General features: G+C 60.8%; 20 protein-coding genes and 2 tRNA genes. 12 read left to right on the forward strand and 10 right to left on the reverse strand.

Annotated features, from left to right (window positions below; all coding sequences use genetic code 11):
• The first annotated feature begins 29 nt into the window (after positions 1 to 29).
• Genes rng through AC1D13_RS19760 form a run of 3 tightly spaced genes read left to right on the forward strand, consistent with a single transcriptional unit; the run spans position 30 to position 3,465 of the window.
• On the forward strand, positions 30 to 1,529 hold the full coding sequence (rng, locus tag AC1D13_RS19750; protein WP_477690156.1) for a ribonuclease G: 1,500 nt from the start codon (positions 30 to 32) through the stop codon (positions 1,527 to 1,529).
• A gap of 17 nt (positions 1,530 to 1,546) precedes the next feature.
• The gene (locus tag AC1D13_RS19755) at positions 1,547 to 2,287 is read left to right on the forward strand and encodes a polysaccharide deacetylase family protein (protein ID WP_477690157.1); all 741 of its coding nucleotides are present in this window, start codon (positions 1,547 to 1,549) and stop codon (positions 2,285 to 2,287) included.
• Complete coding sequence (locus AC1D13_RS19760; RefSeq protein ID WP_477690158.1) at positions 2,284 to 3,465, forward strand: glycosyltransferase family 4 protein; 1,182 nt, start codon at positions 2,284 to 2,286, stop codon at positions 3,463 to 3,465. The genes AC1D13_RS19755 and AC1D13_RS19760 overlap by 4 nt, the downstream gene beginning before the upstream one ends.
• Positions 3,466 to 3,472: 7 nt before the next feature.
• Here the strand turns inward: AC1D13_RS19760 and AC1D13_RS19765 are convergent, their stop codons facing one another.
• From AC1D13_RS19765 to AC1D13_RS19775, 3 genes are read right to left on the reverse strand one after another with little or no spacing between them, the layout of a single operon-like run.
• Positions 3,473 to 4,345, reverse strand: a complete 873-nt coding sequence (locus AC1D13_RS19765; RefSeq protein ID WP_457280822.1) for a glycosyltransferase family protein — start codon at positions 4,343 to 4,345, stop codon at positions 3,473 to 3,475.
• A 14-nt stretch (positions 4,346 to 4,359) separates the two neighbouring features.
• Positions 4,360 to 6,132: a lipid A export permease/ATP-binding protein MsbA gene (msbA, locus tag AC1D13_RS19770; RefSeq protein ID WP_477690159.1), complete on the reverse strand. Its 1,773-nt coding sequence runs from the start codon at positions 6,130 to 6,132 to the stop codon at positions 4,360 to 4,362.
• Positions 6,129 to 7,448 (reverse strand): O-antigen ligase family protein, encoded by a 1,320-nt coding sequence (locus tag AC1D13_RS19775; protein WP_477690160.1) that lies wholly within the window; start codon positions 7,446 to 7,448, stop codon positions 6,129 to 6,131. Before AC1D13_RS19775 ends, msbA begins: the two co-directional genes overlap by 4 nt.
• A 123-nt stretch (positions 7,449 to 7,571) precedes the next feature.
• On the opposite strand from AC1D13_RS19775, the gene AC1D13_RS19780 reads away from it, so the two are divergent.
• The 9 genes from AC1D13_RS19780 (at position 7,572) to AC1D13_RS19820 (ending at position 14,099) form a co-directional block, all read left to right on the forward strand.
• Positions 7,572 to 8,327 carry a glycosyltransferase family 2 protein gene (locus AC1D13_RS19780; protein ID WP_477665985.1) on the forward strand — a complete coding sequence of 252 codons (756 nt, stop codon included), beginning with the start codon at positions 7,572 to 7,574 and terminating at the stop codon, positions 8,325 to 8,327.
• Positions 8,324 to 9,181: a glycosyltransferase family 2 protein gene (locus AC1D13_RS19785; RefSeq protein ID WP_457280826.1), complete on the forward strand. Its 858-nt coding sequence runs from the start codon at positions 8,324 to 8,326 to the stop codon at positions 9,179 to 9,181. The genes AC1D13_RS19780 and AC1D13_RS19785 overlap by 4 nt, the downstream gene beginning before the upstream one ends.
• 13 nt (positions 9,182 to 9,194) lie before the next feature.
• Positions 9,195 to 10,484 carry a Tol-Pal system beta propeller repeat protein TolB gene (gene tolB, locus AC1D13_RS19790; RefSeq protein ID WP_477665987.1) on the forward strand — a complete coding sequence of 430 codons (1,290 nt, stop codon included), beginning with the start codon at positions 9,195 to 9,197 and terminating at the stop codon, positions 10,482 to 10,484.
• Between the two features lie 61 nt (positions 10,485 to 10,545).
• Positions 10,546 to 11,079 carry a peptidoglycan-associated lipoprotein Pal gene (gene pal, locus AC1D13_RS19795; protein WP_457280828.1) on the forward strand — a complete coding sequence of 178 codons (534 nt, stop codon included), beginning with the start codon at positions 10,546 to 10,548 and terminating at the stop codon, positions 11,077 to 11,079.
• 20 nt (positions 11,080 to 11,099) lie between these two features.
• Entirely contained in the window at positions 11,100 to 11,855 is a 756-nt protein-coding gene (ybgF, locus tag AC1D13_RS19800) for a tol-pal system protein YbgF (protein WP_457280991.1), read from the forward strand.
• A gap of 66 nt (positions 11,856 to 11,921) precedes the next feature.
• Entirely contained in the window at positions 11,922 to 13,037 is a 1,116-nt protein-coding gene (locus tag AC1D13_RS19805; RefSeq protein ID WP_457280829.1) for a YeeE/YedE family protein, read from the forward strand.
• 29 nt (positions 13,038 to 13,066) lie between these two features.
• Positions 13,067 to 13,846 (forward strand): tRNA threonylcarbamoyladenosine dehydratase, encoded by a 780-nt coding sequence (locus AC1D13_RS19810; RefSeq protein WP_477690161.1) that lies wholly within the window; start codon positions 13,067 to 13,069, stop codon positions 13,844 to 13,846.
• A gap of 93 nt (positions 13,847 to 13,939) precedes the next feature.
• Positions 13,940 to 14,015: transfer RNA gene (locus tag AC1D13_RS19815), tRNA-Lys, on the forward strand.
• Positions 14,016 to 14,023: 8 nt separating this feature from the next.
• A tRNA-Lys gene (locus AC1D13_RS19820) sits at positions 14,024 to 14,099 on the forward strand.
• A gap of 81 nt (positions 14,100 to 14,180) precedes the next feature.
• Here AC1D13_RS19820 and AC1D13_RS19825 read toward each other — a convergent pair.
• From AC1D13_RS19825 to dapC, 7 genes are all read right to left on the reverse strand, one after another.
• On the reverse strand, positions 14,181 to 14,684 hold the full coding sequence (locus AC1D13_RS19825) for a hypothetical protein (RefSeq protein WP_457280831.1): 504 nt from the start codon (positions 14,682 to 14,684) through the stop codon (positions 14,181 to 14,183).
• Between the two features lie 66 nt (positions 14,685 to 14,750).
• Complete coding sequence (locus tag AC1D13_RS19830; protein WP_457280832.1) at positions 14,751 to 16,763, reverse strand: ABC-F family ATP-binding cassette domain-containing protein; 2,013 nt, start codon at positions 16,761 to 16,763, stop codon at positions 14,751 to 14,753.
• A gap of 108 nt (positions 16,764 to 16,871) precedes the next feature.
• Complete coding sequence (prmB, locus tag AC1D13_RS19835; protein ID WP_477690162.1) at positions 16,872 to 17,786, reverse strand: 50S ribosomal protein L3 N(5)-glutamine methyltransferase; 915 nt, start codon at positions 17,784 to 17,786, stop codon at positions 16,872 to 16,874.
• Positions 17,783 to 19,009 carry a succinyl-diaminopimelate desuccinylase gene (gene dapE, locus AC1D13_RS19840; RefSeq protein WP_477665989.1) on the reverse strand — a complete coding sequence of 409 codons (1,227 nt, stop codon included), beginning with the start codon at positions 19,007 to 19,009 and terminating at the stop codon, positions 17,783 to 17,785. The genes prmB and dapE overlap by 4 nt, the downstream gene beginning before the upstream one ends.
• 50 nt (positions 19,010 to 19,059) lie before the next feature.
• Positions 19,060 to 20,205: a PilT/PilU family type 4a pilus ATPase gene (locus AC1D13_RS19845; protein WP_431096336.1), complete on the reverse strand. Its 1,146-nt coding sequence runs from the start codon at positions 20,203 to 20,205 to the stop codon at positions 19,060 to 19,062.
• A gap of 157 nt (positions 20,206 to 20,362) precedes the next feature.
• Entirely contained in the window at positions 20,363 to 21,199 is an 837-nt protein-coding gene (gene dapD / locus AC1D13_RS19850) for a 2,3,4,5-tetrahydropyridine-2,6-dicarboxylate N-succinyltransferase (protein ID WP_457280835.1), read from the reverse strand.
• A gap of 12 nt (positions 21,200 to 21,211) precedes the next feature.
• Complete coding sequence (gene dapC, locus AC1D13_RS19855; protein WP_477690163.1) at positions 21,212 to 22,417, reverse strand: succinyldiaminopimelate transaminase; 1,206 nt, start codon at positions 22,415 to 22,417, stop codon at positions 21,212 to 21,214.
• Positions 22,418 to 22,447: the final 30 nt, after the last annotated feature.

Here is a 22,447-nt window from a genome sequence, read left to right on the forward strand (position 1 = left end):
CCCCAAGCCAACTCAATCTCCCAAAAGACATGCAACAAGACATCCTGATCAACTGGTCTCCCCAGGAAACCCGGGTGGCGGTGGTCGAACACGGCGCAGTGCAGGAGCTTCACGTTGAACGCACCCTGGAACGCGGCCTGGTCGGCAATGTGTACCTGGGCAAGGTCGCCCGCGTGCTGCCCGGCATGCAGTCGGCCTTTATCGACATCGGACTGGACCGAGCAGCCTTTCTGCACGTGGCCGATCTCATGAGCAGCATCAACAGCCGCCATGCCGACACGGATGCCCAGGCGGCTGGCGGCTTGACGTCACCGGCCATGGCGTCGTTACAGCCGATTGAAAAGCAGCTGTTCGAAGGGCAGGCCGTCATGGTGCAGGTCCTCAAAGACCCGATAGGCACCAAGGGCGCGCGGCTGACCGCGCAAATCAGCATTGCCGGCCGGTTGCTGGTGTTTTTGCCGCAGGACAACCATATCGGTGTGTCGCAAAAAATACCACCCAGGCAACGCGAAGAGCTTCGTCAACGGGTTCAGGCCCTGACTGCGGACATGGGTGGCGGATTCATACTGAGAACCAACGGCGAGGATGCGACAGACGCTGAACTGGCAGAGGACATCACCTACCTGCGCAAGACCTGGGGACGGATCAAGGATGCGTCTGTGCGTTTACCCCCCGCTTCCGTGCTGCACCAGGACCTTAATCTGCTGCAACGCGTGCTGCGCGACCTGGTGGTAGAGGAAACGCAGACCATCCGCATTGATTCACGTGAGCAGTTTGAAAAGCTGAAGGCATTTGCTGTGGAGTTCATGCCGGCAACCGAGCCGAAGCTTCAGCACTACGGTGGCGAACGTCCTATTTTTGACTTGTTCAACATTGACGAGGAAATTGCCAAAGCACTGGGCCGGCGGGTCGATCTCAAATCAGGCGGTTACCTGATCATCGACCAGACGGAAGCGCTGACAACCGTCGACGTCAATACCGGTGGATTTGTCGGCGCCCGCAACTTCGACGACACGATTTTCAAGACCAACCTCGAGGCATCGCAGGCGATTGCCCGGCAGCTGCGCCTGCGCAACCTTGGCGGCATTGTGATCGTCGATTTCATCGACATGATCAAGGAAAACCACCGAGATGCGGTGCTGACCGAATTTCAGAAACAGCTTTCACGAGACCGCATCAAGACCAGTGTCAACGGGTTTTCCGCACTGGGCCTGCTGGAGATGACACGCAAGCGCACCCGCGAATCCCTGGCCCACCAGCTTTGCGAGCCCTGCGCAGCCTGCATGGGCAAAGGCGTGGTTAAAACGGCGCGGAGCGTGACCTACGACATCCTGCGCGAAATCCTGCGCGAAGCGCGGCAGTTCAACCCGCGCGAATTCAGGGTGGTGGCTTCACCCAAGGTGATCGAACTTTTCCTCGATGAAGAGAGCCAGCACCTGGCCAGCCTGAGCGACTTCATCGGTAAACCCATTTCCCTGCAGGCGGAAGCGGCGATGGCTCAGGAACAATACGACATCGTGCTGCTGTGACCTTCATGCCCCTTTCAATGTTCAGCCAGAACCGCCAGCCCATTCCCATCCTGGTCTATCACCAGATCGCCGAGGCGCCGCCAAAGGGCAGCCCTTTTCGCGGCCTGTACGTGGCACCTGCGGCCTTTGCGCGGCAAATGGCCTGGCTCAAACTACTCGGTTACACCGGCCTGTCCATGAGCGCCTTGCAACCTTACCTGCAGGGCGAGCGCAGCGGCAGGGTGATTGGCATCACTTTTGACGACGGCTACCGGAACAACCTCACGCATGCTCTGCCGGCGTTGGTGAAGCATGGCTTTTCGTCTACCTGCTACGCGGTCAGCGGGTTGTTGGGCAAAACCAATATCTGGGACGAGAACATCGGCATTCCGCAGACACCGCTGATGGACGAGGCCGAGATCCGCCAATGGGTGGCGGGCGGGCAGGAGATTGGCTCGCATACGTACCGGCACGTCAATCTGCTGGAAACCGACGAGTCTGGTTGTCGCCAGGAGATGGTGCTCGGAAAAACCGGGCTGGAGGCCGTCATAGCCCGGCCGGTCGAGCATTTCTGCTATCCCTACGGCCATTACGAGGCCAGGCACGTCGAGTTGGTCCGGGAACTGGGTTTTGCTACCGCCACCACCACACAGCGCAGTCGCTGCCATAGCGGCGCTGATCTGCTGCAGTTGCCGCGGGTGCCCGTACTGCGCTCAACCACCTTGCCGGTGTTCTGGCTCAAGATCGCCACGGCCTACGAGGACCGCCGGAAAAAATGAGCCCGCCCGATTCCCCATCCCAGAAACTGCGCGTTGCCGTCTTCAACCGCACTTTTTCGCCGACCGGCGGCGGCGCTGAGCGCTATTCCATCGCCCTGGTTGAACAACTCTCGGCCCGGCACGAAGTGCATGTGTTCGCGCAGGAAATTGATCACCAGTGGCCCGGCGTGACTTATCACAAGGTATCGGCCCCGATACGCAAGCCGCGCTGGATCAACCAGCTGTGGTTTGCCACAGCAACCTGGTGGGCGACGCGCCGCGGCTTCGACGTGGTGCACTCGCATGAAAACACCTGGCACGGCGAGGTGCAGACGGTGCACGTGATGCCGGTCAAACACAGCCTGTTCCAGGGTCGCGGTGGGCTGCGCCGCTTCCTGCGCTGGATCAAGGTTGTCACCAGCCCGCGTCTGCTGGCTTACCTGGCACTGGAGCGCGCGCGCTATACGCCGCACCCAGGCCGGCAGGTGGTGGTGACCTCCGAAAGTCTGCGGCCCATCATGGAGGCCGCCTATCCGGCGTGCCGCGCGGCCGTTTCGGTCGTGACCCCGGGCATCACGCTGCCCAGCTTGCCGGTGACGGCGGATCAAAAACGCGAGGCGAGGGCTCGGCTGGGCTTGCCGGCAGAGGGCCGTTGCCTGCTGTTTGTGGGCAACGATTACCGCAAGAAGGGCCTGGAGGCTTTGCTGCAGGCTCTGATGCAACTGCCGGCCGAGGTTGTGCTGGCGGTGGTGGGCAACCCGGCCCATATTGCAGAATTCCGCGCGCTGGCCGAGACGCTCAAACTCGGTGCGCGGGTGTTCTTCCTGGGTGCGCTCAAAGACGTCAGCCCAGCCTACGAAGCCGCCGATATCCTGGTGCACCCCACCTTCGAGGACACCTTTGCGATGGTGGTGCTGGAGGCCATGGCCCACGGCCTGCCGGTGGTGGTCAGCGGGCCGAAGTATTGCGGCATCGCCGGGCTGCTGGTGCAGGGTGCCAATGCGATGCTGCTGGACGATCCCCGGGATGCGGGCGAACTGGCGCGGGTGCTGGGGGATTTGCTGGGCCAGGCCGCGCTGCGGGAAACGCTGTCAGAGGGCGCGGCGGCCTTTGCCGCGCATTACCAGTGGCGGGAAATCGCACTGCAGCAGGAGGCGCTGTACTTTTCGGCGATGGCGGTGAAGGGCGCGGGTTCCTGAAAACGCCTCAGGCCACCAGCTTGAAATGCTTGCGGCTGAAGTCCAGACCGGTCAGTGTCTCCACCTGCCGCATGAAATGGTATTTGTTTTCCTTGGGCGTGGGCTTGTAGGCCGGGTCGAGGTTCAGGACCGGTTCAGCCTCGGTGGCCAGCCATTGCCGCACGGCCTCGGGGTGCGTGCCGGTAAATGGGGCGAGGGCGCGGCGGTCGAACTGGCTGTAGGTGATCTGCGCCGCCAGGGCTTCGCCCCAGTACTTGCTGACCTGGTCCAGCTTCTTCTGCATTTCCTCGTTGCGGCGTATCCAGCCGTAGTGGTAGATATGCGCGTTGGCCAGTGCGGCCTGCGGGTTGCGCCCGCGCTTGTGTCGGGTGGTCACCAGCCAGTACTGGCCATCGGGTGCATAGCTGCGTATGGTGTTGCGGATCAAACGGCATTCGCGGCGGTACCAGCCGGGGCTGATGGAGATCCAGTCGGGCGAGCCGTAAAAATGCAGGTAATCGAAGACCAGCGCCTCGACGGCCGGGTTGTTGTGGTGGCGCTCGACGCTGGCGCGTATGGCGGCCAGTTCGCCCTCATGCACGACTTCATCGCCTTCAAGGTAGAAAGCCCAGTCGCCGGTGCACGAATATTGCGCGATCATTTTCTGCTGTGCATACACAAAGCCGCGGTCGGCCATGCGCTCGTTCCACAGGGTTTCGATGATGCGGATTTTCGGGTCGCCTATGGCCTTGACGCGCTCCAGCGTGTCGTCCTCGCCCTTGCCCACTGCCACGACGAATTCATCGACCAGGGGCAACAGGGAGCGGATGGAGGCCTCAAAGGGAAAGCCCAGGCCCACGCCGTTGCGAATAAAGGTAAAGCCGCTGATGGAGACTGGCATCGGAAAATGACTTTCTAGGCTGCGCCCTGGAAGCCCAGGCGGTAAAGGTGGGCATAAGCGCCGTTGTTCTGGAGCAGCTGAGCATGGCTGCCCTGCTCGACGATGCGGCCGGCGTTCATCATGATGATGCGGTCGGCATGCTGGATGGTGGACAGCCGGTGGGCGATGATCAGCGAGGTGCGGCCCGCGGCCAGCCGCTGTATGGCTTCCTGCACGGCTTTTTCCGACTCCGTGTCCAGGGCCGAGGTGGCTTCGTCGAGGATGAGCACGGGCGCATCCTTGTACAGCGCCCGGGCAATCGCCAGCCGCTGGCGCTGGCCGCCGGACAACTGCATGGCGTTGTGGCCGAGCACGGTGTCTATGCCCTGCGGCAGTTCATCGAGCAGCTGGCCCAGGTTGGCGGCGGTCAGGCAGCGCATGACCTTGTCCCTGTCGAAAGACTGACCCAGCGCGACGTTGAAGGCCATGCTGTTGTTGAACATGACGACGTGCTGGCTTACGAAGGCGAACTGCGAGCGCAGCGAAGCCAGGTCCCAGTCCCGTAGTTCCGTGCCGTCCAGCAGTATGCTGCCGGCGCTGTAGTCGACAAAGCGCGGAAGCAGGCTGGCCAGCGTGGTCTTGCCAGAACCGGACGAGCCGACCAGCGCCACGGTCTCGCCGGCGCGTATCGCCAGGCTGATGCCGTCCAACGCCGACGGCGTATCCGGCTTGTAGACAACGCTGACGCCTGAAAATTCAATGTCGCCGGCGACCCTGGCCGTGCTGAAGCTGCCGCTGCTTTCGTCCTCGATGAGGTCGACCAGGTCCAGCCCGCGCTCGATCGCTGCCAGCCCTCGCGTGATGGGCGTGGCGCCGTCGGACAAGCTTTTTATGGGGGCGATCAGCAGCAGCATGGCCGTCACGAAGGCCACGAAGCCGCCCACAGTGGTGGTGTTTTCCGAGCCCTGGAGCAGGGCGATGGAGATGACGGCCGATAGCGCCATTGCGGCCAGCACCTGGGTGATGGCGCTCATGCCTGCGTAGGCGACGGTGGATTTGATGGACAGCCGCCGCAGCGTGTTGCTCAGCGCCTCGAAGCGCGAAGCCTGACCGGCCTGCGCGCCATGCAGCCGCACGTCGCGGTGAGCCAGAACGTTTTCTTCGACGACATAGGCCAGGTTGTCCGTGGCCACCTGGCTTTCACGGGTCAACCGGTAAAGGCGGCGCGTCAGTAGCTGAATCACCAGCGCGACGGCCGGGAACAGCAAGGAGACGATCAGCATCAGCTTCCAGTTCAGGAAGAGCAAGTAAGCCACCAAGGCCACCAGCGTGAGAACGTCGCGCGCCAGCTTCATGACCGCATTGATCATCATCGACGAGCCGTTGAACACCTCGTAGACAACGGTGTTGGCGATGGCGCTGGAGGACTGGTCCGCGAACAGCGACAGGCGCGAGCTCAGCAGTTTGCCGAACATCGCCCGGCGCAGCGACTGGAGGCCCTCATTGGTGACCTTGGCCAGGGCGTACTGCGCCAGAAACCCGGAGAGTCCTCGCAGGGTGAAAAGCAGCATCAACGTCAGTGGAACCAGCCAGAGATTGAATGAGTCCCGCTGAAATCCCCGGTCCAGGAGTGGCTTGAGTAATGCCGGTACAAACGGCTCGGTTGCCGAAGCCACGATAGTGGCACCAATGGCCAATGCCCATCCACCGCGTGAGCTGCCGAAATAAGGCCAGACTCTCGCAATCCTGTGCTGCAGGGACGGCTTTGATGGTGAATCCAAGGAGCCTGTTTCAGTGCTGCTGCTCATGCTATTGCTTCGTTTTTAGATCGACCAGCAGATTCTTGCGTCGGGCTGCGAAGCCCTAAAACCAGCAACAAACCGAGCAATACACAGAAAAAATCCCCGATCAGCGCGTCATAAATGGATGCATTGAAAAAGCACGAAGCAGCCAGTGCCAGCAAAGTGGACTGCACCGCCCGGGCACATGCTTTGTTCATCCCGGCGGTATCTTTGAAGATCGAAAACATCAACCCGCAAAGTAGAGCAATTCCGGGAATGCCCAGCTGAACTCCCCACAGCAGGTATTCCTGATGCGGATTTCCGTTTTGTACAGGCTTGTAATCCTGCTTTTCCCGTTGCTCAAGCCGGTTGTATTCGCTTGCCCAGCTCCCGGCCCCGGCGCCCAGAACCGGGTTGTCGCCAATCGACTGCACCGCCCTGTGCCAAAAGTGGAGCCGAATGCCTGAAGAGCTTGATACTGCGCCGTAACCGGTTGCGATATCGGCACCTTTTTTAAAGGAAAAAGACTTTATTTCAGCCTGAGCTTCCACAATTCGCTGGTGCATTTTGGATGAACCAAATGAGAGAGCTACAAGAAAGATAAAAGGCAGAAGTACAGTGACTATTCGATAGCGCTTGGGTAGTTCCCACATGATGGCGCTCGACAGCAAAAGGATTGCCACCACGTGCCCGGTACGGCCACTCAGCACAAAAAAAACATTGCACAGCGCCAGGATCGCTGCCAATACAGCGAAATGTGGGCCAAAGCGCCCGGGGAAGAGGGCGCGTAAATGCCAGCAGACCGCCGCGAACACTCCGCTCATGATGCTCTGGTCCAGGTAGCTGGAGAATACGGCGTAGTTTGTCAGCGCCATATTGGAAGTGGCCCAGGGTACCGGTAGATGGAAAAAAAGCATCCAGGAACCGGCCAGCAAAAATACCTGTGCAGCAACAAATGTGGCAAACGCACACATCGCCTCGCGCGCATCGCGAACAAGAAATACGATCAGGATGATCTCAAGCAGCTTGCCATATTTTCCAACCGAGCTCAATGCATCGGTCAGTGGCGCAACGGTCCATATCAGGCTAAGCGTGAACGCGAACAGTATGACCAGCACGGCGATTGGTACGCGCAACCCTGCAAGCGGATTCTTGTATTGCCCGGTTTGTCGCATGGCCAGCAGGGTAGCGAGCCCGCAAAGCACCAGCAAAAGCTTGGCAATACTGATTATTGCCATAGACAATCCAATAGAGGCCGTGGCTATGCAAATAATGGCGAGCCGAAAATTGAGCGTCTTTTTTAACAAAATGGTCGCAGTGAGTACCTGATGAGCAGCCCGCATTATCGGTGATTCCACACTTGGCGACGAGGGGAAAGCGTACGGGTCCTCTGCTATGCTGTCAGGGGATGAAGCAACGCGACTTCACTGGTAATTCCCCCTTGTGATCTTCTGAGTAGGCATTCGTTGGCAAGCTTGTCCGTCACCATCATCACCAAGAATGAGGCCCATAACATGGAGGCCTGTTTACGCTCGGTAGCTTTCGCTGATGAGGTCGTGGTCCTCGATTCAGGCAGCAGTGATGGAACTGTGGCCATTGCCCGGTCCATGGGAGCTCGCGTCAGCATCGATCATGACTGGCCCGGGTTTGGTGCCCAGAAAAATCGCGCATTGGCCCTGGCAAGTTCCCAATGGGTTCTTTCTCTGGACGCGGACGAAAGAGTTACCCCCGAGCTTCAGCGTGAAATCATCAAAGCGCTTCAGGCGCCGGCGTTTGACGTCTATTCTTTCCCTCGTCTTTCCAGCTATTGCGGGCAATATATGCGGCATTCCGGCTGGTATCCCGATCGTGTGACGCGACTGTTTCGGCGCGAGAGTGCCCGTTTTTCGGATGATCTTGTCCATGAAAAAATTCTTACGTCGAACCCGGTGGGGCAGTTGAACTCCTCCCTGCTCCACGAAAGTTTCACAAACTTTGAGTCGGTTCTCGACAAGGCCAACCGCTATTCCAGTGCCGGTGCCCAAGTGCTGCGCAGCAAGGGTAAAAAATCGTCGATCAGCAAAGCGCTCGGCCATGGTTTTTGGGCATTCTTTCGAACCTATTTTTTGCGCTTGGGTTTCATGGACGGGCGCATGGGGCTCGTGCTTGCCATTTCAAATGCCGAAGGTACCTATTACCGCTACCTGAAGCTTTGGTTGCTGCAACGGAATTCCGGCAAGTGAACGAGCACACCGTGAAGGTCAGCTTTATTGTGCTGACCTACAACCGGACCAATGCATTGCTGGTTGTTTTGAAGTCACTCGCAAATCAATGCGGGTCGGCGCATGAGGTCATCATTGCCGATGATGGATCTCGCGTGGATGAAGTGGAGATGCTCCATAAGCAATGTCCGGACTTCAAATGCTCCGTCCGCCACGTTTGGCACCCTGACGTGGGCTTTACCGCTGCGCAGGCTCGCAACCTCGGAGCCAGTCTGGCTACGGCCGACTATCTGGTTTTTCTCGACGGAGACTGCGTTCCCGGGCCGCGCTTTGTGGCGGAGCACGCCCGCCTCGCCGAACCAGGATGTTTTGTCAATGGAAGCAGGGTGCTCATCAGCCCGCGTCTTACAGAACGTGTAGTCAATGGCGCTATTGATTTACCCAGCCGTCCTGTATCGTTCTGGATTCGCGCCCGGCTGCAGGGTGATAGCAACAAATTATTGCACCTCCTGTCCTGGCCATGGCGTTTATTCAGGGTACAACAAGGTTTTCAGTGGCAAGGCATTCGCAGCTGCAATCTGGGTGTCTGGCGGCGGGATTTTTTTAACGTCAACGGATTTGACGAAACTTTTCAGGGGTGGGGTCATGAAGATGCCGACCTGGTGTTGAGGCTCAGCCATATGGGAATTCGGCGCAAAAATGGTTTTATGGGTACGGAAGTATTTCATCTTTGGCACCGAGAGAACACGCGCGACCAGGAATCCATCAATAAAAACAGGGTGCTCCAGCGCATGAAAACTGCTGTCACGCAGGCGGAGAAAGGGCTGGGCCAGATTGCCCCCCAAACACCCATCAAAATAACGCATTTGCATTGACCTCAAAAAAACCATGAGCATCACACCCCTTATTCGCCGTCGCACCATTGCTGGAATGCTGGTTGCTGCCACGCTCCCGGCAGTGCCGGCTCTGGCGCAATTTCGCGTTGAGGTTTCCGGAGTTGGCCTGACCCAACTGCCCATTGCCATCGCCACGTTTCGGGGAGAAGCGCAGGCGCCGCAAAAGATCGGTGCCATCGTCCGGGCAGACCTTGAACGTAGTGGCATGTTTCGGCCGATCGATACCGCAGGGATCGTCGCAGATGAGAATACCCGCCCGGATCTGGCCGCCTGGAAGCAAAAAGGCGCCGATTCGATGGTGACCGGCAGCATTTCTCCGTTGGCAGACGGTCGTTTCGACGTTCGTCTTCGCCTCTGGGATATCGTGCGCGGACAGGATTTGGGAGGCCAGAGTTACACGGTAGGACCTGCTGACTTGCGGCTGTCTGCACACCGCATTTCCGATTTTGTCTATGAAAAACTCACTGGCGAAAAAGGCATTTTCTCGACGCGTATCGCTTACGTGACCAAGGCGGCCCAGAAATATAACCTCTGGGTGGCCGACTCCGATGGTGAGGGCGCGCAGTCGGCCTTGACCAGCCCCGAACCCATTATTTCGCCCGCATGGTCACCCAACGGCTCGCAACTGGCCTATGTGTCGTTTGAGTCGCGCAAGCCGGTGATCTACGCGCACGATGTGGCTTCCGGCAAGCGACGCCTGCTGGCCAACTTTCGAGGCTCCAACAGCGCGCCGGCGTGGTCACCGGACGGCAAACAGTTGGTGGCGACACTGAGCCGCGACGGCGGTTCACAGCTCTATGCGATCGGCCTCAATGGGGGCGAGCCCAAACGGCTGACCCAGTCTTCCAGCATAGACACCGAGCCTGCCTTCTCGCCCGACGGACGCTACATCTATTTCGTGAGCGACCGCGGCGGCGCGCCGCAAATCTACCGCATGAGCCCCAATGGTGGCAATGCAGAGCGGGTCACCTTTACCGGGACCTACAACATATCCCCTGCGATCAGCCCCGACGGTCGATGGCTGGCCTATGTTTCCCGGGTGGGCGGCGCCTTCAAGCTGCACGTTATGGAACTTGCCAGCGGCACGGTCACTCCAATCACCGAAACCACGGCCGATGAGAGTCCGAGCTTTGCACCCAACAGCCGGTTGATTGTGTATGCCACCCAGCAGCAGGGCAGGGAAGCCCTGATGACCACAACGCTGGACGGCAAGATCAAGGCAAGACTGTCCGGGGCAAGCGGTGACATCCGGGAGCCCGATTGGGGCCCTTTCCAGCGGTGACCGGCAACACCCGGCATTATTTTTGTTTTCCATACGGCCTATTTTTTTGTAGAGGTACCTCATGAAACGCACCGTTTTTTCAATCATCTCCTCCCTTGTCCTGGCGGCCACGCTGACAGCTTGCGGCTCTGGCGTCAAGTTGAACGACGTGCCGGTCGAGGATCGCACCGGCACGACCCAGCAAGGCGGTACACCAGGCGCGACCGGCCGTGCTGTTGCGCCGGTACAGGTTGAAGGTGCCGATGCCTCGCTGGCAGGGCCGGCCAATACCACCAAGGTCATCTACTTTGACTTCGACAGCTATGTGGTCAAGCCCGAGTTCCAGGGAGCCATCGAGGCCCATGCCAAATATCTGACGGCCAACAAGGGCCGCAAGATGGCTATTGAAGGCCATACTGACGAGCGCGGCGGCCGCGAGTACAACCTGGCTCTGGGCCAAAGGCGCGCCGAGGCAGTTCGCCGCGCGCTGGGCTTGCTGGGCGTGGCAGATGCGCAAGTCGAGGCCGTTAGCTTCGGCAAGGAAAAGCCGGCAGCTACGGGCTCTGATGAGGAATCCATGGCGAAGAATCGCCGCGCTGAACTCAACTACCGTTAAACGGAGCCCGAACCGTGAACATGTTTCGGTATGCCGCGGTAGCCGCGGCCTGCGTGCTGGCGTTCAATGCAAACGCCGGCCTGTTTGAAGACGATGAGGCCCGCCGGGCGATCCTCGATTTGCGGCAAAAGGTCGATGCGTCGCAGCTGCGCATGGCCGATGACGTGCGGAAAAACACGGAAGACAATGCCCAGTTGCGCCGCAGCGTACTCGACCTGTCCAACCAGATTGAGGCACTGCGCAGCGAAGTCGCCAACCTGCGTGGGCAGAACGAAAACCTGACGCGCAGCGTGGCCGAGATGCAGCGCACCCAGAAAGACCTGACGACAGGCGTGGACGAGCGTCTGCGCAAGTTCGAACCCGGCAAAGTCAATGTGGACGGCAAGGAATTTGTGGCCGAGCCCGCTGAAAAACAGGAGTTCGAAACCGCACTGGCTACGCTTCGCAAGGGCGACTTCGCAGCAGCGCAGACGAGCTTCCTGGGCTTCCTGAAGCGTTATCCGCAAACCGGCTACCGGACATCGTCCCTGTTCTGGCTGGGCAATGCGCAGTACGCCCTGCGCAACTACCGCGATGCGGTGACCAATTTCCGCTCGCTCGTGACGGCTGAACCCGATCATATGCGTGCGCCGGAGGCCATGCTTTCGCTGGCCAACTGCCAGGTGGAACTCAAGGACACCAAGTCGGCCCGCAAGACGCTGGAGGACCTGGTCAAGACCTATCCCCAGGCCGAGGCGGCTTCCGTCGCCAAGGAACGGCTGGCCAAGCTGAAGTAAGCCGCACCTCGGGCAGGCTATCCGGCCGGCCCGGGGGCAAAGATCATTCGCCCCTAAAATCGGGCGATGGACATCTCCGCACTCAACAGTCTCACGGCCCAGGTTCTCTGGGCCGGTTTCATTCTCGCCATGGTTTTTGGCGCGATTGCCCAGCGAACGCACTTCTGCACCATGGGCGCCGTCAGCGACATCGTGAACATGGGTGACTGGACCCGTATGCGCATGTGGGGAATGGCGATCGGCGTCGCCATGATCGGTTTTTTCACCCTGGCCGCTGCCGGTGTGATTGACCCCGCCAAGACCTTGTACGCCTCCAACCGGTTTATCTGGCTCTCTGCGCTGGTGGGCGGCACGATGTTCGGTTTTGGCATGGTGCTGGCCTCGGGCTGCGGGAGCAAGACGCTGGTGCGTATCGGAGGAGGCAGCCTCAAATCCGTCGTGGTGTTCGCCGTGATGGGCATCGCGGCTTTCGCCACACTCAAGGGCATCACCGCCGTGGTTCGGGTGGCCACGGTCGACAAGGTGGCCGTTGAGTTCGCGGTCAATGCGACCCTGCCGAACTGGGTGGCGGGCGCCATCGGCATAACGCCCGCTGCCGCCGGCATAGGCCTGGCCATCCTCATCGGACTGGGCCTCATCGTCTGGGCCTTGTTCGGCAAAGAGTTCCGGCGCTTCGACAACCTGCTCGCGGGCTTGGGCATAGGCGGCGTCATTGCGGCCATGTGGTGGGTCAGCGGGCATCTCGGTTATGTGGCCGAGCATCCGGAGACGCTGCAGGAGGCCTTCCTGGCCACCAACTCGGGCCGGGCCGAGGCACTGAGCTTTGTCTCGCCGGTGGCCTATACCGTAGACTGGTTGATGTTCTTCAGCGACAAGAGCAAGGTGCTCACCCTGGGCATCGTGTCTGTGTTCGGGGTGGTGGCCGGCTCGGCCGTCTATGCCCTGCTGTCGCGCAGTTTCCGCTGGGAAGGCTTTCGCGACGCGGAAGACACCGCCAACCACCTGGTGGGCGCAACGTTGATGGGCGTGGGCGGCGTCTGCGCCATGGGCTGCACTGTAGGGCAGGGCCTGTCGGGCATCTCGACCCTGAGCGCCACCAGCTTTGTGGCGCTGGCGGCCATTCTCGCGGGCTGCGTGGCGGGATTGAAGTACCAGATCTGGCGGCTGGAACGTTCTGCCTGAGCACGTCCCGGCAACGATCCGCATTTCCAATGACATCCCTCATCGAAGAACTTCCCGCCGACTTGGAGCGCCGGTTCGGCGGCCTGGCGCGCCTTTACGGCGCGGCGGGGGCGCAGCGCATACGCCAGGCGCACGTTGTGGTTGTGGGTCTGGGCGGCGTGGGTTCCTGGGCGGCCGAGGCCGCGGCCCGCAGCGGCGTGGCCCGCCTGACCTTGATCGACCTCGACCACATCGCCGAATCGAACATCAACCGCCAGGTCCATGCGCTGGACAGCACGCTGGGGCAGGCCAAGGTGCAGGCCATGCGCGAACGCATCGCGCAGATTCACCCGGGCTGCCGCGTGGACGGCATCGAGGAATTTGTCGACACCGCCAACTGGCCGGGCATCCTGGGCCTCGAAGAGGGCTTTGACCGCAAGCCGCTGGCCGTCATCGACGCCTGCGACCAGGTGAAAGCCAAAACCGCCATGGCAGCTTGGGCGATTGCCAACAAGGTGAATCTGGTCAGTGTAGGCGCCGCGGGCGGCAAGCGGCTGGCGCACCGCGTGGACATCGACGACCTGTCGCTGGTCACGCACGACCCTTTGCTGGCGCAGCTGCGTTACCGCCTGCGCAAGGAGCACGGCGCGGCGCGCAAAGGCAAGATAGGCGTGGCCTGCGTGTTCAGCCGCGAAGCCGTGCTGCAGCCCGATGCGGCCGCTCAGAGCGACGGTAGCCTGAACTGCCACGGTTATGGATCGGTCGTGAGCGTGACCTCGACCTTCGGGTTGTGCGCGGCCGGCTGGGCACTCGACAAAATTGCGGCCTGAGTTTTTGCGGAGGCTTAAAAAATCACGCTATAATTCAAGGCTTTGCTGCCCTCGAAGCAGCAAATACCGGGATGTCTCGCAAGATACGTTCTTGGGACCATAGCTCAGTTGGTAGAGCAGCGGACTTTTAATCCGTTTGTCGTGGGTTCGACCCCCGCTGGTCCCACCAGAATTTCCGGGTTCTTAGCTCAGTTGGTAGAGCAGCGGACTCTTAATCCGTAGGTCGACAGTTCGAATCTGTCAGAACCCACCAAGTACATCAAGGACCTGGCCGCAAGGCCAGGTCCTTTTTTGTTGTTCTGCTGACAAACTCCCGAAGGCGGGCTTTGCGGGCTCAAGCCGAGTAGCCCAGCAAGGGCAGCTCCATCTCCGCCTGCTTCGCCACCCGGATACAGTCTTTCATGTGCTCTTCGCCCAGGTAGCGTATCGCCGCATAGCCGACTGCGGCCGACACGATCTGGCCAGCCAGTGGCACATACTTGGCAACCTGTTTGGTGGTCAGGCGAACGCCGATCTTGGTGGCAGCCTTGATGACAAGGTCACGGCTGATAAATTTTCCGATGAGCACCGAACCTACCAGCGTGACGGCTTTTTGCACCTGGTCGCGCTTTCTGGGCTCCAGCCTGTCAAGCTGTTGGGGCGTGAGACCGAACTCCCTGTTGATTTCCGGGATGAGCCGGGACAGCATCGCAGCGTCCACCGCCCAGTCCAGCCCGGGCACCGGCACGGCGCTGGCTGCGGCCGCCACCATGGCACGCTTGTTCAGCAGCTTGCGGCTGCGTTTGACGGCGGCTTCAAGTGCCGCGTCGTCCGCGGCCATATGCAAGGCTGAAGGCATCAATCGGGCCCTTTCAAAATGGGGTGACCTCGGCGGCGTGGGGCCGTCAAGGATCCTTTCGCCACTTTACACCGCAGCCGTCTCGATCTGTTCGGTCAGCTCAAGCCACCGTTCTTCCAGCATGTCTATTTCGCCCTCGATGGCCTTGAGGCGCTTGCCGGTCTGGGCGATCTCTGCGGGCGCAGTGGTGGTGGTCAGCAAGCCCTGCAGGCTGTCGCGTTCTGCGGCCAGCGCTTTCATGCGAAGGTCGATTTTCTCGATTTCCTTGCGAAGCGGTTTGGTGGCTTCGGCCTGTTGCTGACGGCGCTGCGCATCAAGCTTGCGCTGTTCGGGCGTCTCGCGGGGCACGGGTTTCTTTTCTTCGGCCGCCGCAGGGGGTGTAACCGACTTGGCAGTGGCAACCGGGGCCGCGCTGCCGGCTTTCTTGGCTTCCTCGCGCTGACGTTTGGCATGGTCGAGCAAGTATTTCTGGTAGTCGTCCAGGTCGCCGTCAAAGGGGGCGACGCCGCCTTGGGACACCATCCAGAATTCATCGCAGACGGCGCGCAGCAGTGCGCGGTCGTGGCTCACCAGCATGACGGTGCCTTCAAACTCATTGAGTGCCATCGACAAGGCTTCACGCGTGGCCAAGTCCAGGTGGTTGGTCGGCTCATCAAGCAGCAGCAGGTTGGGGCGCTGCCAGACGATCATGCACAGCACCAAGCGTGCTTTTTCACCGCCACTCATGCTGCCCACGGCCTGTTTGACCATGTCGCCGCCAAAATTGAAATTACCCAGGAAGCTGCGCAAATCCTGCTCACGCGTAGGCTGGTTGCCCATCTTGCCGGCGGCGGTGACTTCCTTGACAAGGCGGATCATGTGCTCCAGCGGGTTGTCGGCCGGGCGCAGCACGTCCAGCTCCTGCTGGGCGAAGTAGCCGATGTTCAGTCCCTTGCCCTCAATCATCTCGCCGCTGATGGGCACGAGTGCCCGGGCCACGGTCTTCACGAGCGTGGACTTGCCCTGGCCGTTGGCGCCCAGGATGCCAATGCGCTGGCCGGCCAGCACTGACTTGCTGACGTTCTGCACGATGACTGTGGGCGGCGTACCTTCCGGGGAATCTTCAAGCGGTGGGTAACCGAAGTAGGCGTTCTGCATCGACAGCATGGGGTTGGGCAGGTTGGCCGGCTCCTTGAACTCGAAGGTGAAGTCGGCCTCGGCCAACAGCGGCGCGATTTTCTCCATGCGGTCCAGTGCCTTGACGCGGCTTTGCGCCTGCTTGGCCTTGCTGGCTTTGGCTTTGAAGCGGGCGATGAACTTCTGCAGGTGGGCGATCTTGTCCTGCTGCTTGGAAAACGCAGTCTGTTGCAGCGCCATTTGCTCGGAACGCAAATCTTCGAACTTGCTGTAATTGCCGCCGTAACGAGTGAGTTTTGCGCTTTCGATATGCACCGTCACGTCGGTCACGGCGTCGAGAAATTCGCGGTCATGGCTGATGACCAGCATGGTGCCCTGGTAGCGCTTGAGCCAGGCTTCCAGCCAGACCAGCGCGTCCAGGTCCAAATGGTTGGTGGGCTCGTCCAGCAGCAACAGGTCAGACGGGCACATCAGCGCGCGCGCCAGCTGCAGTCGCATGCGCCAGCCGCCGGAAAAGCTGTTGACCGGGTTGTCCAGTTCGCTGACCTTGAAGCCCAGGCCCAGGATCAGCGCTTGGGCGCGCGCCTGCGAGTCGTGCGCGCCGGAGTCGTACAGCTCCATGTAGGCGTGCGCCATGCGGTCGCCGTCACCGCTTTCTTCGGCGGCCGCCACCTCGGCTTGTGCGGCCATCAGCACCACGTCGCCTTCGATCACGTAGTCGGTGGCGCTTTGCTCGGTTTCGGGCATGTCCTGCGCAACCTGCGCCATGCGCCACTGCGTAGGAATCGAAAATTCGCCGCCGTCTTCATGCAGCGTTCCGTTGAGCATCGCGAACAAAGAGGATTTGCCCGCGCCGTTACGCCCCACCAGGCCAACGTTTTCGCCGGGGTTGAGGGTGACGGACGCGCCATCCAGAATCACTTTGGCGCCGCGGCGCAGCACGACGTTTTTAAGGGTAATCATTTAATTAAAGCTTCAGGAAAAGTATTCGGGGTGGCGGGGCGTCGCACACGCTTGCCAAGCAAGCGCTGCGCCAGTCATTCAGGCCGGGGCTGAGCGCCAGCCTGGCCTTCAGGCCAGTTGTTCGCGCGTCAGCAGCAAGACCTGGTCGGCGCCCGAGCTGGTTTCGAACCACAGCGGTTCAAGCGTCGGGAAAGCGCGCTCAAAATTCTCGCGCTCATTGCCGATTTCCAGCACCAGCACAGCATTTTCGCTCATATGGCGTGCGGCGCTTTGAAAAAGGTCTCGAATGAAGTCCATGCCATCGGTGCCGCCGTGCCGGTTACCGTCCAGTGCCAGGCCGGGTTCAGCCCGGAACTCGGCCGGAAGGGCTGCCATGCTGGCAGCGTTCACATAGGGCGGGTTGCACAAAACCAGGTCATACAGGCCCGCGCAGGCAGCCATGCCGTCAGATTCGATCAGCGTGATGCGGCCGTCCAGGTGATGACGGTCCACATTGATACGGGCCACCTCCAGGGCGTCCAGGCTGATGTCGGCGGCGTCCACCAACACATCAGGGTAGGTCATGGCCGCCAGCACCGCGAGGCTGCCGTTACCGGTGCAGAGGTCAAGCACGCGGTGGGGGTGCTCGCCCAGCCAGGGGTCTATGCTGGCGTCGGCCAGCAGCTCGGCAATGAGGGAGCGTGGAATGATCACACGCTCATCGACATAAAAGGGCACGCCCATCAGCCAGGCTTCGTTCGTCAGGTAAGCCGCCGGCTTGCGGGTGCTGATGCGTGCTTCCAAAAGCATAGCTGCTTGCGCATGTTCCTCTTGTGTTACCGGCCGATTCTCTACAGAATCCAGGTCGTCCAGTGGCAACCCAAGCTTCCACAGCACCAGCCACGCGGCCTCGTCGAAGGCGTTGGTCGTGCCTTGCCCGAATCCGTCTGAAAAGTGCAGGCCTGCCGCTTCCAGCCTGGCGGCCATTTGCTCGACCAGCGCCAGCACCGTCAGCGGTGCAGCAGGAGTTGCCGGGCTCGTCATGCTGCCGCCAGCCGTTCCAGAACACCTTTGTAGATGTTTTTGAGCGGATCGAGTGAGCTCACCAGAACATGCTCGTTGATCTTGTGGATCGAAGCGTTGAGGGGACCGAATTCAATGACCTGCGGGCAAATTTTGGCGATAAAGCGGCCGTCACTCGTACCTCCCGTGGTGGATAGTTCGGTTTTCAGGCCGGTTTCAGCCTGGATCGCTCCACGCACCGCATCCACCAGTGTGCCTGGAGTGGTCAGAAAGGGGAGACCGCCCAGGGTCCATTTCAGGTCATATTCCAGCTGGTGCCGGCTGAGCACGGCCTGCAGGCGTTGCTGCAGGCTCTCCGGCGTGGATTCGGTGCAGAAGCGGAAATTGAAGTCCACCACCAGTTCGCCCGGAATGACGTTGGACGCGCCGGTGCCACCGTGGATGTTGGAGACTTGCCAGCTCGTGGCCGGGAAGAAGGCATTGCCTTTGTCCCACTCGGTGGCCACCAGTTCGGCCAGCGCAGGTGCAAACAGGTGGATGGGGTTTTTGGCCAGGTGCGGGTAGGCAATATGGCCCTGCACGCCCTTGACAGTGAGCTTGCCGCTCATGGTGCCACGGCGGCCGTTCTTGATCATGTCGCCCAGGCGCTCGACCGAGGTGGGTTCGCCCACGATGCAATAGTCCAGCGTTTCGCCGCGCGCTTTCAGCTGCTCGCAGACCATGACCGTGCCGTCCACGGCGGGGCCTTCCTCGTCGCTGGTGATCAGGAAGGCGATCGACAAGGCCGGATCCGGGTGGGCGGCCAGGAATTCCTCGACCGCAACCACCATGGCCGCAATCGACGTTTTCATGTCGGCGGCGCCACGGCCATACATTTGTCCATCACGATGGCTGGGGGTGAACGGGTGGCTGTGCCACTGGTCGAGGGGGCCGGTGGGCACCACGTCGGTGTGGCCGGCGAATACCAGTGTTTTGGCAGGCGTGGTTTCAGCGCCATTTGCTATCAATTCAGGAGCTGCTTGCGCTCGTCCTGACTGGTCTGCAGGCCTAAAGTCCTTCAATTTCCCTTCGCGTTTAGCCCACAGGTTGGTGACGCGGAAGTCGGCGGGGCCACTGACGATGGTTTCACATTGAAAACCCAGCGGCGCCAGCCGGGCGATCAGCATGGCCTGGCAGTCGGCGTCGTCAGGCGTGACGGAGGGGCGGGAAATCAGCTGTTCGGCCAGATGCAGGGTTCGGGACATGTCGTTTAGGGCCTGTTAACACCGGCCCGAAAACGAGCGCGGCCGTGTTTTTAGTGTTTCACGTCCAGCGTGATTTCCGTAAAGGACGGTTCGTCATCCGGGTCCTCTTCAGGCTCCAGTGTCTTGGCCTTGATGGCAAAGTCATTTTCCAGCCGCCACATCAGGTTGGTCGGCGAGTCGGCGTAGAGAACACCTTCCTTGCGTGTGACGGTGCCGGCCACGATCAGCTTGGCGATGTCCTGCTCGAAGGTCTGTGAGCCTTCGGCCATGGATTTTTCCATCGCTTCCTTGACGCCTGAAAAATCGCCTTTTTCGATCAACTCGGAGATCAGCTTGGTGTTGAGCATGACTTCCACCGCCGGCGTTCGGCCGCCGTCCTGGGTGCGCAGCAGGCGCTGCGACACGATGGCCTTGAGCGCGGCACCCAGATCACCCAGCATGGTGCTGCGCACTTCCACCGGGTAAAAGCTCAGGATCCGGTTCAGCGCTTGGTAGCTGTTGTTGGCGTGCATGGTCGCCAGGCACAAATGGCCCGACTGCGCATAGGCAATGGCCGCCGACATGGTTTCGCGGTCGCGGATTTCACCGATCAGGATGACGTCAGGCGCCTGGCGCAACGCATTTTTCAGCGCTACTTGCAGCGATTGTGTATCGCTGCCGACCTCCCGCTGATTCACGACAGACTTCTTGTTGGTGAACAAAAATTCGACCGGGTCTTCGATGGTGAGGATGTGACCCAGCGTTGTCTCGTTGCGCAGATCGATCATGGAGGCCAGCGTGGTGCTTTTGCCGGCGCCGGTGGAACCCACCATCAGCAGCAGGCCGCGCTTTTCCATGATCAGGTCGGCCAGGATGGGCGGCACGTTCAGGCTTTCCAGTGGAGGGATTTCGCTGGGGATGTAGCGGATCACGGCGGCGTAGGTGCTGCGCTGCTTGAATCCGCTGATACGGAAGTTGCCCAGGCCGGCAATCGGCAACGCCATGTTGAGCTCACCCATTTCCTCCATCTCTTCGATGCGCTCGGGCGGCAATACCTCGGCCAGCAGGTTGCGCGGTGCCTCCGGCGGCAGGATCTGCGCATTGATCGGGATGGCCTGGCCATTGATCTTGATCAGGGCGGGCGAATGGGCCGACAGGTAGACGTCAGACGCCTTCTTGTCCACCATCAAACGCAGGATTCTTTCCATCGTGCTCATAGTCCACCCTCTTGATTGAAATGAAATACAACGTTGGCCACCCGACTTACGGTTCCTCGCCAGCAGGGGCCGCGGAACCGGCTTTGCCGGGCCGCAGGCGCAGCGGCCCCCTCGGGGGGCAGCGCACTACGCGAAGCGAGAAGCGTGGGGGCCATGTCTAGTCGCGGAGTAAATCGTTCAGGCTGGTGGTGGAACGGGTTTTTGCGTCCACGCGCTTGACGATCACCGCGCAGTACATGCTGTACTTGCCGCCGGCCTTTGGCAGGTTACCCGACACCACGACGGAGCCTGCAGGAATACGGCCGTAGGTGACGGTGTCGGCTTCGCGGTCGTAAATCGGCGTGCTCTGGCCGATGTAGACACCCATAGAAATCACCGAATTTTCTTCGACGATCACGCCTTCGACCACTTCAGAGCGTGCGCCGATAAAGCAGTTGTCTTCAATGATGGTGGGGTTGGCCTGCAAAGGCTCCAGCACGCCGCCCAGGCCGACGCCGCCGGAAAGGTGCACGTTGTTGCCGACCTGTGCGCAGCTGCCCACGGTGGCCCAGGTGTCGACCATGGTGCCTTCGCCAACCCATGCGCCGATGTTGACGTAGCTGGGCATCAGGATCGCGCCCTTGGCGATGAAGCTGCCGCGGCGGGCCACGGCGGGGGGCACCACGCGCACACCAGTTTCGCGCATTTCGGCTTCGCTCAGGTGTGCAAATTTGGTTTTGACCTTGTCGAAAAAGCCGAGGTCGCCGGCACGCATGAGTTCGTTGTCTTTCAGGCGAAAGCTCAGCAGCACCGCTTTCTTGATCCACTGGTGCGTCGTCCACACACCCACGCTTTCGCGGGTGGCCACGCGCAGCGAGCCATTGTTCAGCTGGGAAATCGTTTGCTCCACTGCCTCCAGGATGTCCTTGGGCGCCGACTTGGGCGACAGGTTGGCGCGGTCTTCCCAGGCGGCGTCAATGGTTTGCTGGAGCGCTTGCAGGTTGGCTTGAGTCATGAGAATGGTTTTTCAGTGAACTTTGGATTGGATGAACTGGACGATGCGCTCTGCGGCCTCCACGCATTCGGCCGTTTCTGCCACCAGCGCCATGCGGATTCTGCCGGCGCCGGGGTTGTAGCCCTGCGCATCGCGTGCCAGGTAACTGCCCGGCAACACCACGACATTGTAAAGAGCGAGCAGCTCGCGCGAAAACGCGGTGTCCGAACCCCTGAATGCCTCGGGGATTCCGGCCCACAGGTAAAAGCCTGCATCGGGCAGGGCGACGTCCATCACCGCCGACAGCAGGGGCGTGACTTTGGTGAATTTTTCGCGGTACATGGCGCGGTTGTCCACCACGTGCTGCTCGTCGTTCCATGCGGCGATGCTGGCCGCCTGCACGATGGGACTCATGGCGCTGCCGTGGTAGGTACGGTAGAGCAAAAACGGCTTGATCAGCGCCGCATCGCCGGCCACAAAGCCGCTGCGCAGGCCGGGCACGTTGCTGCGCTTGGAGAGGCTGGTCAGGGAAATCAGGTTCTTGAAGTCATGCCGGCCCAGCTGGGAAGCCGCCTGCAACCCCCCCAAGGGTGCCTCGTCACGGAAGTAAATCTCGCTGTAGCACTCGTCGGAAGCAATCACAAAGCCGTAGCGGTCGCTGAGCTCAAACAGCAGCTTCCATTCGGCCAGCGACATCACCGCGCCGGTGGGGTTGCCGGGTGAGCAGACAAACACCAGCTGGGTTTTGGCCCAGACGTCCGCCGGCACGGCCGCCCAGTCGATGCCGAAGTTGCGCGCCGGGTCGCTGGGCGCGAACCAGGTCTGGGCGCCGGCCAGCAGGGCTGCGCCTTCATAAATTTGATAGAACGGATTCGGGCAGACCACGGTGGCGCCCGGTCTGTTGGCGTCCAGCACGGTTTGCGCCAGTGAAAACAGCGCCTCGCGCGAGCCGTTGACCGGCAGGACTTGTGTGGCCGGGTCCAGTTTCAGGCCATAGCGGCGGGCCAGCCAGTCGGTCATGGCCTGGCGCAGCTTCGGCTCCCCCAGCGTGCCGGGGTAACTGGCCAGGCCGCCCAGGCCGGCTGTCAGCGCATCCTTGATGAGCTGGGGCGTGGCATGGCGGGGTTCGCCTATGCCAAGGCTGATGGGTTTATAGGCCGGGTTGGGGGTGACATCGGCGTGCAACTGGCGCAACCGTTCAAACGGGTAGGGCTGGAGGCGTGAAAGCAGGGGATTCATGCCCTGATTATCCAGCCTTGCCTTGCTGAC

The sequence above is a fragment of the Polaromonas sp. P1_E12 genome (assembly GCF_056405975.1).

Coding starts and splice junctions, on each gene's coding strand:
- AC1D13_RS19775 (WP_477690160.1), bottom strand. CDS start 7,448: ATGCGGGCTGCTCATCAGGTACTCACTGCGACCATTTTGTTAAAAAAG.
- AC1D13_RS19810 (WP_477690161.1), top strand. CDS start 13,067: ATGACATCCCTCATCGAAGAACTTCCCGCCGACTTGGAGCGCCGGTTC.
- AC1D13_RS19825 (WP_457280831.1), bottom strand. CDS start 14,684: ATGCCTTCAGCCTTGCATATGGCCGCGGACGACGCGGCACTTGAAGCC.
- AC1D13_RS19765 (WP_457280822.1), bottom strand. CDS start 4,345: ATGCCAGTCTCCATCAGCGGCTTTACCTTTATTCGCAACGGCGTGGGC.
- dapD (WP_457280835.1), bottom strand. CDS start 21,199: ATGACTCAAGCCAACCTGCAAGCGCTCCAGCAAACCATTGACGCCGCC.
- dapE (WP_477665989.1), bottom strand. CDS start 19,009: ATGTCCCGAACCCTGCATCTGGCCGAACAGCTGATTTCCCGCCCCTCC.
- AC1D13_RS19760 (WP_477690158.1), top strand. CDS start 2,284: ATGAGCCCGCCCGATTCCCCATCCCAGAAACTGCGCGTTGCCGTCTTC.
- AC1D13_RS19845 (WP_431096336.1), bottom strand. CDS start 20,205: ATGAGCACGATGGAAAGAATCCTGCGTTTGATGGTGGACAAGAAGGCG.
- AC1D13_RS19830 (WP_457280832.1), bottom strand. CDS start 16,763: ATGATTACCCTTAAAAACGTCGTGCTGCGCCGCGGCGCCAAAGTGATT.
- AC1D13_RS19805 (WP_457280829.1), top strand. CDS start 11,922: ATGGACATCTCCGCACTCAACAGTCTCACGGCCCAGGTTCTCTGGGCC.
- dapC (WP_477690163.1), bottom strand. CDS start 22,417: ATGAATCCCCTGCTTTCACGCCTCCAGCCCTACCCGTTTGAACGGTTG.
- rng (WP_477690156.1), top strand. CDS start 30: ATGCAACAAGACATCCTGATCAACTGGTCTCCCCAGGAAACCCGGGTG.
- ybgF (WP_457280991.1), top strand. CDS start 11,100: ATGTTTCGGTATGCCGCGGTAGCCGCGGCCTGCGTGCTGGCGTTCAAT.
- tolB (WP_477665987.1), top strand. CDS start 9,195: ATGAGCATCACACCCCTTATTCGCCGTCGCACCATTGCTGGAATGCTG.
- pal (WP_457280828.1), top strand. CDS start 10,546: ATGAAACGCACCGTTTTTTCAATCATCTCCTCCCTTGTCCTGGCGGCC.
- msbA (WP_477690159.1), bottom strand. CDS start 6,132: ATGAGCAGCAGCACTGAAACAGGCTCCTTGGATTCACCATCAAAGCCG.
- prmB (WP_477690162.1), bottom strand. CDS start 17,786: ATGACGAGCCCGGCAACTCCTGCTGCACCGCTGACGGTGCTGGCGCTG.
- AC1D13_RS19755 (WP_477690157.1), top strand. CDS start 1,547: ATGTTCAGCCAGAACCGCCAGCCCATTCCCATCCTGGTCTATCACCAG.